The organism is Microbulbifer sp. ARAS458-1 (assembly GCF_045348205.1).
Classification (GTDB): Bacteria; Pseudomonadota; Gammaproteobacteria; order Pseudomonadales; family Cellvibrionaceae; genus Microbulbifer.
The window spans coordinates 152906-170283 of the sequence record NZ_CP155838.1 but is presented as its reverse complement, the minus strand read 5'-3'; the positions used below and the strand labels follow the sequence as shown (position 1 = coordinate 170283).

Annotated in this window: 11 protein-coding genes; 8 read left to right on the top strand and 3 right to left on the bottom strand. The window is 56.9% G+C overall.

Annotated elements, in window-relative coordinates:
• The first annotated feature begins 151 nt into the window (after positions 1–151).
• From AAFH99_RS00740 to AAFH99_RS00720, 5 genes are all read left to right on the top strand, one after another.
• Entirely contained in the window at positions 152–559 is a 408-nt protein-coding gene (locus AAFH99_RS00740; RefSeq protein ID WP_043320461.1) for an OsmC family protein, read from the top strand.
• Positions 560–686: 127 nt separating this feature from the next.
• On the top strand, positions 687–1211 hold the full coding sequence (locus AAFH99_RS00735) for an asparaginase domain-containing protein (protein ID WP_043319557.1): 525 nt from the start codon (positions 687–689) through the stop codon (positions 1209–1211).
• Positions 1212–1331: 120 nt separating this feature from the next.
• Positions 1332–2849 carry an aldehyde dehydrogenase gene (locus AAFH99_RS00730; RefSeq protein WP_406828389.1) on the top strand — a complete coding sequence of 506 codons (1518 nt, stop codon included), beginning with the start codon at positions 1332–1334 and terminating at the stop codon, positions 2847–2849.
• A 177-nt stretch (positions 2850–3026) separates the two neighbouring features.
• Entirely contained in the window at positions 3027–4124 is a 1098-nt protein-coding gene (locus AAFH99_RS00725; protein WP_406828388.1) for an energy transducer TonB, read from the top strand.
• A 153-nt stretch (positions 4125–4277) separates the two neighbouring features.
• On the top strand, positions 4278–5036 hold the full coding sequence (locus tag AAFH99_RS00720) for a TerC family protein (RefSeq protein ID WP_406828387.1): 759 nt from the start codon (positions 4278–4280) through the stop codon (positions 5034–5036).
• Positions 5037–5118: 82 nt separating this feature from the next.
• On the opposite strand, the gene AAFH99_RS00715 is transcribed toward AAFH99_RS00720, so the two are convergent.
• Positions 5119–7632, bottom strand: coding sequence for a choice-of-anchor D domain-containing protein (locus AAFH99_RS00715; RefSeq protein ID WP_406828386.1), 2514 nt, complete (start codon positions 7630–7632; stop codon positions 5119–5121).
• Between the two features lie 225 nt (positions 7633–7857).
• Positions 7858–10089, bottom strand: coding sequence for a hypothetical protein (locus tag AAFH99_RS00710; RefSeq protein WP_406828385.1), 2232 nt, complete (start codon positions 10087–10089; stop codon positions 7858–7860).
• 236 nt (positions 10090–10325) lie between these two features.
• Here AAFH99_RS00710 and AAFH99_RS00705 point away from each other — a divergent pair, with 236 nt between their 5' ends.
• Positions 10326–12539, top strand: coding sequence for a transporter substrate-binding domain-containing protein (locus tag AAFH99_RS00705; RefSeq protein WP_197023830.1), 2214 nt, complete (start codon positions 10326–10328; stop codon positions 12537–12539).
• A gap of 74 nt (positions 12540–12613) precedes the next feature.
• On the opposite strand, the gene AAFH99_RS00700 is transcribed toward AAFH99_RS00705, so the two are convergent.
• Positions 12614–12991, bottom strand: coding sequence for a RidA family protein (locus AAFH99_RS00700; protein ID WP_406828384.1), 378 nt, complete (start codon positions 12989–12991; stop codon positions 12614–12616).
• A gap of 446 nt (positions 12992–13437) precedes the next feature.
• Here AAFH99_RS00700 and AAFH99_RS00695 point away from each other — a divergent pair, with 446 nt between their 5' ends.
• Both AAFH99_RS00695 and AAFH99_RS00690 read left to right on the top strand, forming a co-directional pair.
• A complete protein-coding gene (locus AAFH99_RS00695) occupies positions 13438–16272 on the top strand; it encodes a hypothetical protein (RefSeq protein WP_406828383.1) in 2835 nt (944 codons plus the stop codon).
• Positions 16250–17365 (top strand): hypothetical protein, encoded by a 1116-nt coding sequence (locus tag AAFH99_RS00690; protein ID WP_406828382.1) that lies wholly within the window; start codon positions 16250–16252, stop codon positions 17363–17365. Before AAFH99_RS00695 ends, AAFH99_RS00690 begins: the two co-directional genes overlap by 23 nt.
• The last annotated feature ends 13 nt before the right edge of the window (positions 17366–17378 follow it).

The window sequence follows — 17378 nt, the reverse complement described above, 5'->3', positions numbered from 1 at the left end:
CGTTAGTGAAGGCTTACTCTGCAGAGCCTGCCGCCAGGGGATAATGTCTCCCGGGTCACTGGGGTCTCGACACGCTGCGGATTCCGGCGACTGTTGTGATAAGCTCCCGGCCCCCATCCAATCTGAAGGAGAGAGTTCCATGGCGGGCGTAATGCAGGGTCAGGTGACCTGGGTGAATGGTGTCACCTTTATCGGTGAGTCGGGCAGTGGCAATTCGGTTGTGATGGAAGGCGGCCAGAAGAATAACGGCATTCGCCCCATGGAAATGATACTGCTGGGTGTCGGTGGCTGCGCCTCCTACGATGTGGTGGGTATCCTGCAGAAGACCCGTCAGGACGTGGCCAGCTGCCATGTGGAACTGAAGGGCCACCGCCCGGACGCGGTACCGGCGCCGTTCGAGAAGATCGAGATGGAGTTCGTGGTGCGCGGGCGCAATATCAAGGAGTCCCAGGTGGCGCGCGCGGTGGAGCTGTCGGCAGAGAAGTACTGCTCCGCGTCCATCATGCTGGGCAAGGCCGGGGTGGAGATTGTGCACTCCTATCGGATCGAAGAAGTCTGAGCCGCCAACTTTGTTGTTGTAAGCCCGCAGCGTGCGGCTGCGGGTGACTGTCCCTAACGCTACAATTGTCTCGTTCTCCCGTGCCCACTAATATGCGCACATTTGTACTCATTCAGCGGGAAAAACGATGACAGATCTCAACCACAAGACCACCATCCGCATCCTCACCACCGGTGGCACCATTGAAAAGAGTTATTGTGAATCCGAGGGCACTCTCAAGAACCGCGCGTCCATCATTCGCGAGGGCCTGATCAGCAGCCTGCGTCTGCCCTATACCCATCTGGAACTGGAGAGCATCCTCAACAAGGACTCCCTGGAGATGGACAACAGCGATCGCGACCAGATCTGCGCCGCTATCGCCAGCACCGCACAGCAGGGCGACCCCATCGTTATCCTGCACGGTACCGACACCATGTCGATCACTGCGGAATACTGCTACGAAAAAATGGGGACCCCCGCTGTCCCTGTGGTGTTCACCGGTGCCATGCGCCCCATGGGCTTTATCGATTCCGATGCCCGCCAGAATGTCACCGAAGCCCTGCTCACCGCGCGCCTGATGCAACCCGGCTTCTATATCGCCTTCCACAACCGGGTGTTCCCCATCCCCGGTGCGCGCAAGAACCTGCAAACCGGTACCTTCGAAGCGATTTAACCTGAGCCATTTGACCCTGTTACACTGCGCCCTTTGATTTGTGATCACATTTTAGGTATAAACTGAACAATCCTTCAGTTTTACTGGCTGCCAACTTTCATATTGAAGACCGAGGTGTCCATGACCGATCAGCAGAAACCGCAATCCACCCCGCAATCCCTGCAGGAGTGGCTCGCCATGGCCGACACTCTCACCATCGAGGGGCGCGCCTTTATCAACGGCGAATATGTGGATGCCCGCAGTGGCCAGACCCGCCCCTGTACCAGCCCGGCGGACGGCCGCGAGCTGGCGCAGGTCGCCAACTGTGGTCCGGAAGATGCCGAGGTGGCGGTCAAGATTGCTCGCGACACTTTTGAATCCGGTGTCTGGTCCCATATGCCGCCTATGGATCGCAAGAAGATCCTGGTGCGTTTTGCCGAGCTGATCGAAGCCAACCGCGAGGAAATCGCCCTGCTGGAAAGCCTCGATGCGGGCAAGCCCATCAGCGATACCATGAATGTGGATGTGCCCAGCGCGGTGACTACCATCCGCTGGAATGCCGAGGCCATCGACAAGATCTACGACGAGATCGCCCCCACAGGCCCCACGGAGATAGGCCTGATTACCCGTATGCCCCTGGGGGTGGTCGCGGCGATTGTGCCTTGGAACTTCCCTCTCTCCACTACCGCGTGGAAACTGGGCCCGGCACTGGCCACCGGTAACAGCGTGATTCTGAAGCCCGCTTCCAACACCCCGCTCACCGCCATCAAACTGGCCGGCCTGGCAAAAGAAGCAGGCCTGCCGGATGGCGTACTGAACGTACTGCCGGGACCGGGCAGCAGCCTCGGCAAGGCCCTCGGCCTGCACATGGATATCGACGGCCTGACCTTCACCGGTTCCACCGAGGTGGGCAAGACGCTGACCGAATACTCCGGCCAGTCCAACCTCAAGCGCACCTTCCTCGAGCTGGGCGGCAAGAGCCCTAACATTGTTTTTGCCGATGCGGATCTGGACAAGGCGGCGGAAGCGGCGGCGCTGGCAGTGTTCTACAACCAGGGTGAAACCTGTACCGCGGGCACCCGTCTGCTGGTGGAAAAAGGCATCGCCGATACCTTTATCGAAAAGGTGAAAAAGGCCTCCGAGCGCTTCAAGCCGGGTCATCCGCAGGATCCGAACTCGGTGATGGGTGCACTGATCGACCAGAGCCAATTCGACACCGTCGAGTTCTACGTGGCCAAGGGCCTGGAGCAGGGCGCCAGCCTGGTGTGCGGGGGCAAGCCCGCAGCAGCGGTGGAAGGCGGTCACTACTACGAACCCACCATCTTCCGTGGCGTAAGCGGCGACATGACCATTGCCCGCGAGGAAATTTTCGGCCCGGTGCTGTCCATTATCGAATTCGAGACCGAAGAGGAAGCGCTGAAAATTGCCAACGATTCCATCTACGGCCTCGCCTCCGGCGTCTGGACCAAAGACATCAGCCGCGCCCACCGTATGGCTCGCGATATCCGTGCCGGATCTGTGTGGGTGAATAACTATTTTGGTGGCGATATCACCGTGCCGTTCGGCGGCTTCAAACAATCCGGCAATGGCCGCGACAAGTCCCTGCATGCGCTGGACAAGTACTGTGAGCTTAAATCCACCTGGATCGACATCAGCTGAGGGATTGCCGAGTTATTGAAAACGAACGACTCCGTTGGGCCGCTTTTGCGGCCCTTTTTTTTGTTTTCGAAAGGGTATTGCAGCGGCTAGACGACTTGCGCGAAAATGAGTTTCGCGCCAGGCCATGCGTTTTCCCAGAACTGTTTGGTCAACGATTTATCGTGTAGAGATATAAAAATGAAAAATAGATGTGCTTATCGGCTCTATCTGTCCGTCGTTTTGTTTGTATTGTGTGGTGGAGCGAGCGGAAGTGAGTTGAGCGCGTTGTATGCGAAGTACACGCAAGCGCTTGAATCAGGGGATAGAAGTAATACTGCTAATGCGGCGAGAGCTGTATATGAGTTCGCTAGTGAGAATCTACCGGAAAGCAGTAAAAGTCGCGTAGCCGCCAGTCTCAATTATGGTAGATCACTTCTTGCGCTGGAGCAGCACCACGTGGCTGATGGAGTGATACACAAAGCCTTGGTTCTGTCTCGTGGCATCTATGAGGAAAACGCGATCGAGCACGTCGACGCTCTTATGCTATTGGCTCAGGCTAGAGCAGGGAATGTGGGTAATTCATCTCGCTCCAGATATCGTGATTTTATTGATGAGGCATTGGAGATTGTTGAAAAGAACTCCGGAAAGCACTCATTTTTTTACGCCAACACCCTGCTTGAAGGTGGGAGAATTGGTGTCGATAACGCGGTAGACCGGTATGCAGACAGGTACTTGCAAGCTGCATATACAGCATTTCGTGGTCCGCTAAGCGCCCACGAGCTTGAGCGGTTCTTGTCCGGTTTTTATATGGGTAAGTATTTACTTTTGCGAAATCGCTATCAGGAAGCCGAAGCCTATCTAAGTGAAGCCGTAGCTCTGGCGGACTCATCCAGCAAGCGGGACTCGCAATTGGAATTAACTGCGCGAGCTTTTCTCGTGCGAGTATACGAACAGATGGGGCTTTCTGAAAAATCCGCCGAACAATGTCGACTCATTGGGCAGGCAACCCCATTCAGCGCCGATCAGGAAGCGAAGCCGCTATTCAGCGCGAGACTCGACTATCCTCGCAGTGCGTTGCAGCGCGGGGCCGAAGGTTATGCGATTGCGGAGTTCACTATTACAGACACGGGGGTGGCGGACGATATCCGAATCGTTGAGACTAAAGGGTCTCAGGGCTTTGGTCGTTCAGCGGAAGAATATATTGAACGTTTGCGATTCGCCCCTCGCTTTGAAAATGGTGAGGCGGTAGACACGCCCAGCCAGAAGTTGCGAGTGAATTTCAACCTGGTCAAGTAGAGCTGCGCTAATTGCTGAGCTCACAGTTAACTTGGCCTGGCTCGCTAAAACCTCGTAAACTCCCTTCGTCCCTTGTCTACTGCGGCAGTGCCAAAAGTTCATTGCCGCGCTCTCAAAACCGCCTAGCTATACAAAAAACGAAGGAACCGCCGCATGTTCGAATGGATTGCCAGTCCCGAAGCATGGATTGCCCTGGCCACCCTGGCCGCGCTGGAAATCGTGCTGGGCATCGACAACATCATCTTTATCTCCATCCTCGTAGGCCGCTTGCCGGAAAAACAGCGGGAGTCCGCGCGGTTTATCGGTCTGGCCCTGGCGATGATCACCCGCCTGGGGCTGCTGTTCTCCATCGCCTGGATCATGGGGCTGACGGAGCCCTGGTTTACCGTGTTTGGTGAGGAAATCTCCGGACGGGATGTGATCTTGATCGGCGGCGGTCTGTTCCTGTTGTTCAAGGCCACCCACGAAATTCACAACAGCCTGGAAGGTGTCGACGGCGAGGCCACCTCGACCAAGACCGCCACCTACGGCATGGTACTGGCGCAGATTGCGATTCTGGATATTGTATTCTCACTGGACTCGGTTATTACCGCGGTGGGGCTGGTGGACCATATCTCCATTATGGCGATTGCCATCATTCTTGCAGTGGCGGTGATGCTGCTGGCGGCCAAGCCTATTGGCGATTTTGTCGACCGCCATCCCACCATCAAGATGCTGGCGCTGTCGTTCCTGATTCTTGTAGGGGTCACCCTGATTATCGAAGGCTTTGAGGTACACGTACCCAAAGGCTACATCTACTTTGCCATGGCGTTCTCGGTGGCGGTGGAAATGCTCAATATCCGCATGCGCAGCAAGAAGGCGAAAGCGGTCGAAGCGGTAGAATTACGCAAGCCAATCCGGGAGACGGAGTAGGGGATACACGGAAACATCCATAAAAAAGGGGCGCTGGTGGAAAGCCAGCGCCCCTTTTTCATTTCTGTCTGCCGGTGGTGAATTACTGGCAGAGGCTGCGGATAGCGTGCGCTTCCTGTGCCGCATCCATCCACAGATACTCGTCGTCATCACCAAAATAGTAATAGACCGAGTTGTTGGGCAGGATCAGCACAGAAATACCGCCATAGCCCGACATAAACGGCAGCCAAAGAGGATTGCTGCATCCGCTCATATCGCTGCTGACTTCGTGGGCCCAGAAGCCGTTGTTGTATTTGTAGTCGGTGAGCGGTTCCAGACCACGGTCACTGCTATCCCGCTGCAGGGCCGCATCCAGCTGCCCCTGGTGCAGTATGGACTGGTTATCGTCCGCCAGGAACGCGCCGATTTTCGCCACATCATCCCGTAACCACATCAGCCCCCAGCCGGCGAAAGGCTGTTGCACGCTGTCATAGGTGCGACGGGTAAATTCTGCGGTGGGGCTGACCCCCAGCGGTGCCAATACTTCGTCGAGGAGAATATCGGTGAAGATATCGCTGCTGCTGCCCTCAATACCCTGCAGGTAGGCGTTCATCGCGGTACCCAGAATGTAGGTGTCCGAGGTGTGATATACCCACTTGGTACCCGGAGTCGCCTTGCGTGGGTACTCGGTACAGCTGTAATTGATTTTGCTGGCGTGGTCTTCCGGCAGGAACAGGTCGTTGGTATGGCTGGCGCCTTCGTCGCTCATATAGCTGGCGAGTTTATAGTTGCCGGTACCCATATCCAGTGCATTGCCAAAGGTCACGTCATTCCAGTTGCCGTTGGTATTGCATTCGCTGATATAGCTGCCGATGGACTGGTTGAAGGTGCCCGGATATTTCTGTTCCAGTCGCATCAGCGCGCCACCGGCAAATACCGACTTGGCGCTGGAGTAGGACGGAACCACCAGGGATTCACAGTATGGGTAAGTACCCTGGCGAGTGCTGCAGCCACCGACATAGTGGGTGCCGTCGATCACTAAGCCCACCAGGGAAATTGCCAGCGGGTCCTTGCCGTTGGGGGTGGCGAAGGCGGTGTAATCCGTGCCCGGGTAGTCCTGTGCCAGTGCGCTTAGCGGCTTGCTTGGCATACGCGCTGCAACTTCCGCCTGGTAGTCACTGACCAGAGCCGCGCTGTTGCCGACGGACTGTGGCGTGTAGCTGGCGGAGAGCTGCCCCCACATATCAAACTGATAATACAGGCAGGTTTCACTGGCGATCTGATAGGCCACATCGGAAACGGAGCCGTCGTCCTTGAACAGGAAGCTCATCACCCCATTGTGCATGCAGTTGGCGTTTTTCTGTTGCAGGGCAAAGGGCAGGGCAACCCGGCTGTAGCCCGCATCGCCGTTTTCATTCCACACCCGTCCCGGTGTCAGTACATATTCCCATTCCGGGTGGCTGCTGGGAATGGAGCCCCGCTGCCTGGGTACGATATGACTGCCCGTTTGCACAAATTCAAAATCGAATTCCGGCAGGTGTTTACGTGTTGCATCCTGGGATCCGGTGTAGCGGAAGGTATCCTTGTGCTCATCAAAGGCACCGCCGCTGGCTTCGCCGAACAGCTCCAGAGAACCTTCAAACTGATTGGTGGGCATGGCTGCGTCGGCTGGCAGTGCATAGTGGGAAAAATTCACCAGGCTGCCGGGATCGCTGCCGTTGATCAGAGTGGTCATGGTAAGTGCGGAGCGGGAAACATTGCCGCTGCCAGTGAGCGGATCAAAATCTTCCACACTGCCACCGCCCTCACTGGAAGAGCCGCTCAGGTTGATGGTGAGGCTGGATTCATCCGGGTCGTTGGAGGTCAGGGTAATGGCACTGCCAAAGCTGCCTTCGCTGGACGGCGAAAATGTCGCTGAAATTGCACAGCTGCTGCCTGCGGCAACGGTGCCGCAATTGTTACTGGTAATACTGAATGGCGCGGTGGGTGCGCTGGTGTTGCTGATCACCAGTGGGGCAGAACCCTGGTTGGATACGGTAATTACCTGGGAGCTGGTATTGCCCGGGGCAACATTTGAAAAGCTGACACTTGCCGGCGCGCTGATATCGGGATCGGTGGGGGCGCCGCCGGTGCCGGTAACCAACGCCTGGTGACCGTAGCAGTAGTCACCAGTGGTGGAGCCGGTTCCGCGGAAGCGGAGTTGCACATCGGTATTGTTGTCGATCCCGGCCGGTGAGCTGCTGCTATTGAACTGGGTACCATTGTCATCACCATTGGCGACGGTGACCGCGGTGGTCCAACTGCTGCCGCCATCGGTGGAAATTTCCCCGTAGCAGAATTCATTGTTCTCCAGTGAGCCCGCGGACATGGTCAGCGATACAGAAACCGCGGAATAACCGGCGGTCGATAACGTGTGGGTTGCACTGGATCCACCGCGCAAGCGCAAGGTGCCATTATGCGCATCCACAGTACCGGTTGCGCTCCAGTCGTTGATATTGCCGCTGCTGAAACTGTCGGAATATATAGTTTCCGCCTGAGCGCTGGCTGAGCCCGCCGCACTCAATAGCAGAATGGCCGTCGCGAGTCCTGCCCGCGATCTCTGGTCACTCGATTTCATATTCACACCTTGATTATTTTTATGAGCTGGGACTGCCGCTGCATGGGCGCGACGCGCGTACAGTGGCATGGACATAACATGGGCTTTCTGCAGTTAAATCTGTAGGGCCAGCTCTCTCGGGGTTGTAGTGCCAGTGGTGAACTGTCGTGAAATAAATCATCAGGCAGAAAAAAGGCGGACCCGCAGCCGGGTCCGCCGAAGCGCGATTGCGCAGGAGTCAATCGGTTACTGACAGGCGCTCTGGATCTGGTGTGCTTCCTGAACCGCTTCCAGCCAGTAGTAAGTGTCGTTGTCGCTAAAGTAGTAATAAACACTGTCGTTCGGCAACAGAACCAAGGTAATGCCGCCGTAGCCGGACAGGAAAGGAATCCACTGATCGCCACTGCAGCCGCTCAGATTGCCGGATACGTTGTGCGCCCAGAAGCCGTTGTTGTAGCGATAGTCGGCCAGCGGTACCGTACCGGTGTCGCCGTTGTTGCGCTGCAGGGCGGCATCGAGCTGATTGCTGTCGAGCATTTCCTGCCCGTTGATCTCGCCACCGTCGATACCTACAAAACTCGCGATTTTTGCCACATCGTCCGGCAGCCACATCAGGCCCCAGCCAGCGAATGGTTGCTCAACAGAATCGTAAGTGCGGCGGGTGTACTGGCCGGTAGGACTGACGCCAATCGGCTGCCACAGGTCGGCGACAATAGTGTCATCGAAGATATCGGCGTTGCTGCCCTGCTGATCCTTCAGATAATCGTTCATATGAGTGCCGGCGATGTAGGTGTCCGAGGTGTGGTACACCCACTGGCTGCCTGGTGTTGTCTTGCGTGAATACTGCGTACAGCTGTAACTGATCTTGCTGCTGTGGCTGTCGGTCAGGAACAGGTTGTCGGTATGGGAGGCGCCTTCATCTTCCATATAGGTAGCATTGCCGTAATTACCCGTCGCCATATCGAGAAGATTGTTCAGTGTCACATCAGACCAATTGCCGTTGCTGTTACATGCGGGAACGTGGCTTGCCACAGAGGTGTTGCGCACGCCCGGGTACAGCTTTTCCAGTCGCATCATCGCCACGCCGCCAAAAAACGATTTGGCGGAAGAGTAAGACGGTACCACCATGGAGTCGCAGTAGGGGTAGTTGCCATAGCGGGTAACACAATCGCCGCGGTAGTGGACACCACCGTAGATAAATCCAGCGGTGGAAACATGGCTGGCATCGGTACTGTTCGGTGCTTCGAAGGCGGAAGGGTCAGTACCCGGATAGTCCGTGCTGAGTGCGGACAGTGGTTTGGTCGGCATGCGCCCGGCGATCTCGGCCTGGTAGTCCTGGATCAGCTGGCTCTGATTGGCGATGGTTTCCGGGGTGTAGCTGGCGTCGAGCAGTCCCCACCAGTCAGCCTTGAAGTACAGGCAGGTCTCGCTGCTGATCTGATACGCCACCTTGGATGTCGAGCCATCCTCTTTGAACAGGAAAGTCATCACGCCGTTGTGCATGCAATTGGCGTTGCGCTGCTGCAGGGCAAAAGGTATTGCTGCGCGGGTGTAGCCGCTGTCGCTGTTTTCCTGCCATACACGTCCAGGGGTCAACACGTATTCCCAGTTGGGGTGCGCGCTGGCGATGGAGCCGCGTTGTAGCGGGAATATATGGCTGCCGGTCTGGACAAACTGGAAAGAAAATTCCGGCAGGTGTTTGCGGGTGTTATCGCCACTACCGGTGTAGTTGTAAGTATCCTTGACCTCCGAGAAACTTCCCCCTGAGGCTTCGCCACTGAGCGTCAGGGTTCCGGCAAAAGCATTCAGCGGGTGAGCCGCATTCTGTGGCACCGCGTAAGCGGAAAGATTCACCCGGCTGCCCGGGTCGCTTCCGTTCATCAGCGTGTTGTAAGTCAGCAGGCTGCGGGAAACATTTCCTGAACCGCTCAATTCATCGTAGTAATCGTCGTTACTTCCGCCGCCACTACTGCTGCCCCCGCCGCTATCCACGTCACCGGTGACGAGAATGTTGTCGCCGTAACAGTAATCGTAGTAGTCGTTGCCGCCATTGCGATAGCGAATCATCAACTGGGACTTGTTGTCCGCATCAATGGCCACACTGCTTGCGGTGTAAAGGGCGCTGTTATCCTGCCCGTTGGACAGGGTGAGCGCGTTTACCCAGGAACTGCCGCCATTATTCGATACTTCCGCGATACAGCTTTCACCGTACTCAAGGGAGTGCGCGGAGATGTCCAGGGAAATATTGACGTTTACATATCCGGATGTGGACAGGGTATAGGTCGCACTGGCGGTGCCGCCACGTAAACCGATGGAATAGTTTCCGTAATAGGCGTTTGCATAGACAGTGCCGGTCGTATTCCAGCCGGCGATATTTCCATCCTGGAAGTTTTCGTCCAGAAGGGTTGCCGCGCTCAAGCCTGGAGATGCACAGGCGCTGAGCAGAGCGGCGATCGTGAGATGTCGAATTATTTTCATGGTTTTATCGCATATGTCGTTTGCAGTTTTCTCAGGAGCTTGCGCGACCTGAACAGGCCGATTCAGGTTCTCGCAATCCTGAACCCGGCCATAGCGCCACTTGATGGCCGGTGATAGGACCAGCGCCCTGCAGATTGTTCAATAAGTGAGCGGAATCGAAATGTGTCACAGTTTGTGAGACATTTATTCCCCATGCGGAAGTGAATTACTCAGCAGAATTTAGAGGTATGCGGGAGATGGCAATTAAGCCTGATAGGGGACGTCGGCAGTTAATAGGGGTGGATGCAGTGCGCTGGGCCTGCAGTCTGCTGGTCATTCTGTTGCTTGCTGCCTGTGGCGCGGACCGCGATGTCCCCGCCCGGGCACAGGCGCCGGAAGCCGACCTGGAGCCACTGGTGGTGGACGAGGTCGAAGAGGAAGTGCTGCCGCCAACATTCGACAACTATATCGAGCGCGGCGACCTCGAAGCGATTACCGCACGGGGCACCTTGCGGCTGCTGGCTCCCCAGGGCCTGGAGGAGGAGTCGCTGCCGCGGGATGGACTGCCCACCGGCGAGTGGCGTGAACTTGCGGAAAAGTTCGCCCGCCAGCGCGGACTCGAGCCGCAATGGATCTATGTGGAAGACTTTGCACAACTGATTCCCGCCCTTATCGACGGGCGCGGTGACCTGATTGCGGTCAACTTTTCCCGCACCCCGGAGCGCGCCAGACAGGTCGCCTTCACCCGGCCCCTGGAGTACGTGCAGGAGCAGCTGATTACCCGTCGCGACCGTCAGCAACAGACGGCGGAGCTGGAAGTCGCACTGCGCAACGGCAGTGCCTTTGTTGCCACTCTCGCGCAACAATCCAGCGAAGAGCGGGTACTGATTCCCCGGGTACTGGAAGGACCCGTCACCCAGGATGAACTGCTCGATGGCGTAGCCGAAGGTGAATACGACGGTACCGTGATCGACAGCAATCTCGCCGAGGTCATGCTTGCGGATTACCCGACGCTGCAGGCGGAAAACCTGCGGGATAGCCGCCGCGCCATCGCCTGGGCCGTGCGCAGAAACAGTGCGCAACTGGAGCAGGCGCTGAATGAATATTTTACCGAGGAGCATCTGATTGCGGCCCAGCGCCGCGCCAGCGCCCTGCGTGACTGGGAGCAGATCAAACAGACCAAAACCCTGCGGGTGCTGACCCGCAACCATCCTGCGTCCTACTTTATGTGGCGCGGTGAGCTGATGGGGTTTGACTACGATTTACTGAAACGCTTTGCCAAGGATAACGGCCTGCGCCTCAGTATGGTGGTGCCCGGCCCCGAGGTGGATCTTGCGGATGCACTGGCTGAGGGAATGGGCGATGTTATCGCCGCGTCACTGACCATCACCGAGGCGCGCCAACAGCAGGGCCTAGTGTTTACCCGTCCCTATATGCAGGTGACCGAACAGTTGATTGCCGCGGTGGACAGCAGTGCGCAGCTGGATATGGCGGTACCCGTGGCTGAGCGTTTACAGGGGCAGTCGGTGGCGGTGAACCCGCTGAGCAGTTATTACTCCAGCCTGCAGCTGCTGCAGGCCTCCGTGAGCGGGGACGCGACGCTGGATATTCGCGCGGTGCAGGGGGCAACCACCGAGCAGCTGATTGATGCGGTGGCCGAAGGGCGCTATGACTACACCGTGGCGGACTCCCACCTGGTGCAGATCGAGCAGACCTACCGCGACGATTTTATGGTGGTGGGCAACCTTTCCGGCGAACAGGATATCGCCTGGGCGGTACGCGGGGATCAGCCGCAGTTGCTCGACAAGCTGAACGGCTTCCTCAATCAGTATTACCGCGGCCTGTTTTTCAATGTCACCTACAACAAATACTTCAGGGAAGAGAAGCGCATCCGCGGTAAGCACCGGGAGCGGCTGCGGGATACCTCGGAACTGTCTCCCTACGATCCACTGGTGCGCAAGCACGCGGTACCCGCAGACAGGGACTGGCGCATGGTGGTGTCGCAGATGTATCAGGAGAGCCGCTTCAATCCCAAGGCGCGCTCCTTTGCCGGTGCCCGTGGCCTGATGCAGGTGATGCCGCGTACCGGTCAGCAATTGGGCATTTCCGATTTATATCAGCCGGAAAACGGAATTCGCGCGGGTATCTCCTATCTCGGCTGGCTGGAAGAGCGCTTCCCGAGAGCCCTGCCATTTGACCAGAAAATTTATTTCACCCTCGCCGCGTATAACGCGGGCCACGGGCACGTGCGGGATGCGCGGGTGCTCGCGGAAAGGTTGGGGAAAGACCCGAACCGCTGGTTCGGCAATGTGGAAGAGGCCATGTTGCTGCTGTCACAGCCAGAGCACTATAAAAAAGCCCGCTTCGGTTACGTGCGGGGGCGTGAGCCTGTGAACTATGTGCGGGAAATTCGCGACCGCTATTTTGGCTACCTGTCGGTGGCGCAAAACGAGCGGGCGTCAGAGCGTTAATCCCGTGTGAATGCGGAAGGACCAGGCGATCCTTCCGTAATTTACCATTCAGGTGACCGGAGCAGGTGACCGGATCAAATCCGCGCGGTGACCTGAATTTCAATCTTCATTGCATCGTCCAGCAGTCGCGCTTCAAAAACGGTGGCGGCAGGGCGCACCTCGCCCAGCCACTTCTGAAATACCGGCCAGCAAGGCTGGAAGTCATCCCGGTTCGGCAGGATATAGGTAACCCGCGCAATGCGCTCGATACTGCTGCCGGCTTCCTTCAACGCCTGCTCGATATTGGCGAAACACTGGTCTGCCTGCTCGGCTACATCGTCGCTGATACTGTTGGTAGCGTAATTGAAGCCGGTGGTGCCGGAGACAAAAACATAGTCGCCATCCACCACTGCGCGGGAGTAACCAATCTTGCTCTCAAACTCCGATCCGCTGGAAATCAGCTTTCTGCTCATTCTGTGTATTCCTTTCGTTGATTGGCTTCCCTGAAACAGATCTGGCCGGTGGTCACCCGCTCGGGCTTTTCTGCTCTGGTAGGCCGGTTTTTTGGCGCGCGGATGATGACACAGGGCAGCGTTTTCTCCTACGGCAAGAGAGCGTCGTCGTTAGCCCCTTTTACTCATGCAATGACACTTCTGGGTGGAATGTCACCACTTTGCTCGCAGGGCAATCAATGAGGGCCACAAAAATGATTAAAAGGGGCTATTGAGGCGCCAAACATCCACCGGCATCATTTTCCGCCTGTGACGAAGTGAGATACGCGTCACAGTTTTTGGGCGACTGCTTGGGGGCAGCCCGAAAAGGAGAGGTGGGCACAGAATGATCCAGTCAATGGGTGGTGTCCCGAGTTTTTCAAACGGTTATCGACAAGGAAGCACTCCAGCAGGAGTGAAGGGAAAGCATGTATAAACAACTCGCACTGGCCATTGCGGTCACTGCACTCACAGCCTGCGGCGGCGGTGGCAGTTCTTCAGACAACGGAGGCTCCAGTAGCTCGAGCTCAAGCAGTTCGAGCTCAAGCAGTTCGAGCTCAAGCAGTTCAAGCTCCAGTTCCAGTAGCTCGAGCGGTGGTAGCTCCAGCTCCAGTTCCAGCTCTGGATCCAGTAGCGGTGGTACAGGCAGCTCCATTCCCGTTGGCGGTACGGCCGCCAAGGGCATCATCGCCGGTGCACTTGTCGAGGCCTATGGCGCGGACAATACCCTGCTGGGCTCGGCCACCACTGGCGCTGACGGCAGCTATTCCATTGATCTCGCCGATTACACCGGCGCGGTAAAACTGGTACTGAAAAACCCGGCAGACAGTGTCGCCATGGTGACCTGTGATACCGCCGTGTGTCGCACCGCCGGTGACAGCGACGATGACACCGATAAAGATGGCAGCATCGGTTTTGGGGAAAAATACGCACTGGATTACCAGTTGAGCTCGGTGACTTTTGTTGATGCCAGCGCAACCAGTGTTTCCTCTAGCATTACCGCACTGACCACGCTGGTGGCTGAAAAAGCCGGCCCTGCACCCACCCAGGCATCCATCAACGCTGCCAACCAGTTTGTCAAAGATACCTTTGGTCTGGATGCAAACCCGAGCACCATCGCTCCGGTTGACCTGACCAGTGCCACGGAAGCCGGAGAGCAGGAACTGCGTTTCGCCCTGCTGAACGCGGCGGTAGAAGCCGCGGCTTCCGGTGACGTGGCTGCACAACTCGTCAGCCTCAGTGCCGGCTTCGATGCCAATACCGTTGATGCGGAAGCGGTGAAAGCGATCAGCGCTGCGTTGGAAGAAGTGGCCACTGCCACCAGCAAAAACAACGAAAGCCTGGCCGGTGTGGCCGACGCAGCCAGCGCAGCCCAGAGTGACGCCGACGAGGCCGTCGAAGAAAACTGTGGCGATCGCGCCAGCTGTACCCCACCGGTAGAAGTAGACTCCGAACTGGCAGATAACCTGCAGGCGGCAAAAAACCTGGTTGCGACCGCGCGTAAAGTTTCCATAGAAGCGGTTGAAGCGATCCAGAATGAGCTGGATGGCGAATCGGATGGCTACAACGAGGAAAATATCGTTGTAAAACTGCAATCTGCAGAAGCCCTGCTGGACTCGGATGCTCAGGAAGTGATTGCCGGTTTCCGCGAGGTCAGTGATGTCCTGCTGAACCAGATCTCGGCAGTAGAGTTTGCCGCTGAACCAGCACTGGAAGCACCTTACACAAGTGTAACCGACGCAGCGGGCTACCTTTGGGACAAGTATCAGGAAGACACCGACTACGATTCCCGTGCCGATGCCCTGAGCCATTTCCCCGCGGGTACCATTTCTCGCAGCGGGACCGTCTGGACCCTGGCCGGAGGTATCTATGATATCGATGGTGACTCCTCTACCACTGCCGATCAGGTTGCGGTCAATATGGAAATCACGCTGCCAGTTCTTACTGGTGAGCCGGGCTCCCTGGCGTTGGCGGCGGCCGAGCATATATTCACGATCGAAGGTAGTGCGGGCCGTGATGATGTAAGCCTTTCTCTGAGCGACGCCTCCCAGGTGAAATTGAATCTTGCAGAGTCGTTCGGAGAAGAGTCGGAAGATGCGCCCGATATCAATAGCCTCTGGCTGATGATCAACGGTGGACTGGAAAATACTGAATACGCTTTCGAAGGCACCATTGAATTTGGCATTCGCAAATCTGCCGCACTACTCGCAGCTCAACCAGAAAATGATCACCTGGGTCTGTTGCCGGAAAAGCTGCTGTTGAGCGGCGCCTTCTCTGATAAGGCAAATGAAACTTCTGTAGAAGCGCTGGTTTCACTCACTCTCGATAATATCGCCGAGTACAGTTTCACTCCGGAAGGCTACGAGCGCGATGACCTGACTTCCTATGCCTACAGCGCCGAAAACAACACGCTGACCGTGGTACATGGGAAAGTGGGCAACCAGGCTACCGTGGTTTATTCCTATCGCTACTCGGAAGAAAGCTATCAGCACTTTATCGACCTGAGCTGCAGTGTCGAGGGCGATGCACAGTGCCCGTGGGTAGGTGAGAGTTATGAATTCTGGGGGGTAAACGAACTGCTTGAAGGTGTCACCAGCCAGTACGAGTGTGAAAACGAACCCGTCTGGGGATTCTGGAACTGGGACACCAGCGGGTGTGTTAGCGGTGTGGCGGCTGGCCAGACTGATATCGCACAGGATATTCGCATCGCTTTCACCGCTGATCATCAGGACCTGATTAATGGCCTGGAAGCAACGGTGGCCGCCGAAGGTATATACACTGCGGGTCCGGAAGACTGGTGGGACGCAGGGCTGTGGACCACTTCGCTCTTTACCGGCAGCGATAGCGGCAGCCTCGTCGCAGTTCTGGATAACGCGGAAATGGACTTCGACGCAGAAGGCCGTTACCTGAAAGCGACCGCGCGCCTGCGCGCTGCGGGCAAGCTCTCTACGAATCTGCCAACCATGGATGTCGAGCTGGTGGTAAAACGCACCGGCTACGATATTGCCGAGGCGGTGCTAACCCTGTCCTGGGGCGCCGACCTGTTGCGTATCGACATCGACTACGCAGATGAAGCGGTGACCGAGGTGGTCCTGAGCGAGGGTGAGGGTACGTCCTTTATGCTGGAGTTCACGGAATCCGAAAATGATGAAACCCTGCGCGGTTACATCAGCAAAGACGGCACCGTTTACGGTACCCTTAGCAAAGAAAACGATATTTACCTGATCACCTGGATCGACAATGCGATTGAAACTCTGCTCTAAGCAGGGAGATATTCGCAGAAATGGATCGGGCCACCTCTGGTGGCCCTTTCTGTTTCTGGGGTTGATGAATGTGCCGCTACAGTCAGTCGCACTACCTAGCCCGGAAGTCTCTCTCGATTTTTACAGCCGCACCATCAGTGAAGCGCTGCCCATCAGTGAATTTGCCGGCAAATGGAAGCAGGCCCCGGGCCGCGGCGAGAATTCCTGGACCAGAAATCGCCTGGATACTGGTGTCTGGCTTGGTGACTGGGGGCTGTCTTACACGGTCCGTTGCGATTACCAGTTGACCTATAACCGCGCCACGGCCGATCTCTACTATCGCGACGAGCAGGACCTCACTCCGCCTGAGGGTGCGGTGCCGGTATATCTGAACGCGCTGCAATTACTGGCCGACGGTATTCGCCTCAAGCGCCGCTGGAACCTGGACAGCGGCCTGTTCTTTCAGGCGGATGTCAGCCTGCTGAAAGCGCGGGAATTTCAGGATGGCACTATCGATGGGCTGTTGAGCAGCGACGAGCAGTTTTTTGCCGGTAATGCGTCTCTGGACTACCGCTATTCCGAAGATCTGTTGCTCGCGCACGATTTCGAAAAGCCCGAAGGTGAGGGGCTTACCCTGGATCTGGTGGCCGGGTACCAGAACAACCAGCGCAAAATGTTTGTGCGGGTGGAGGATGCCTACAGCCTGATTCGCTGGGAGCGGGCACCCTATACCTACGGTAAATTCGATACCGCCGACCGCGATGTAGAAGACGAGGTGCAGCTCGCCCCGGTATTTTCCGGTTGGCGCGAACTCGAGGACCATGAGTTCACCATGCCGGTGTACGCCACTGGCCGCTACGTCGAGCAGATGAGCGGCTATCAGCTTTCACTGGATGTAGAGTATTTCGCCGACACTGTGCGCTATCGCCCGGGAATCCGCTGGGGCAATTTACCCGGCAATCCGTATGTGGGTGTGGATGGTGAGGAGGGCCAATGGCTGTTCGCCCTGAGTGACGACAGTGCCCGGGTCAAATTCCAGTTGGGTTTTGACAACCCCAGCCTGGACAAATCCCACAGCCTGACCGTGGCCGTGGCCTGGTCGGCGCAGTTGTAATTCCGCACTCCAA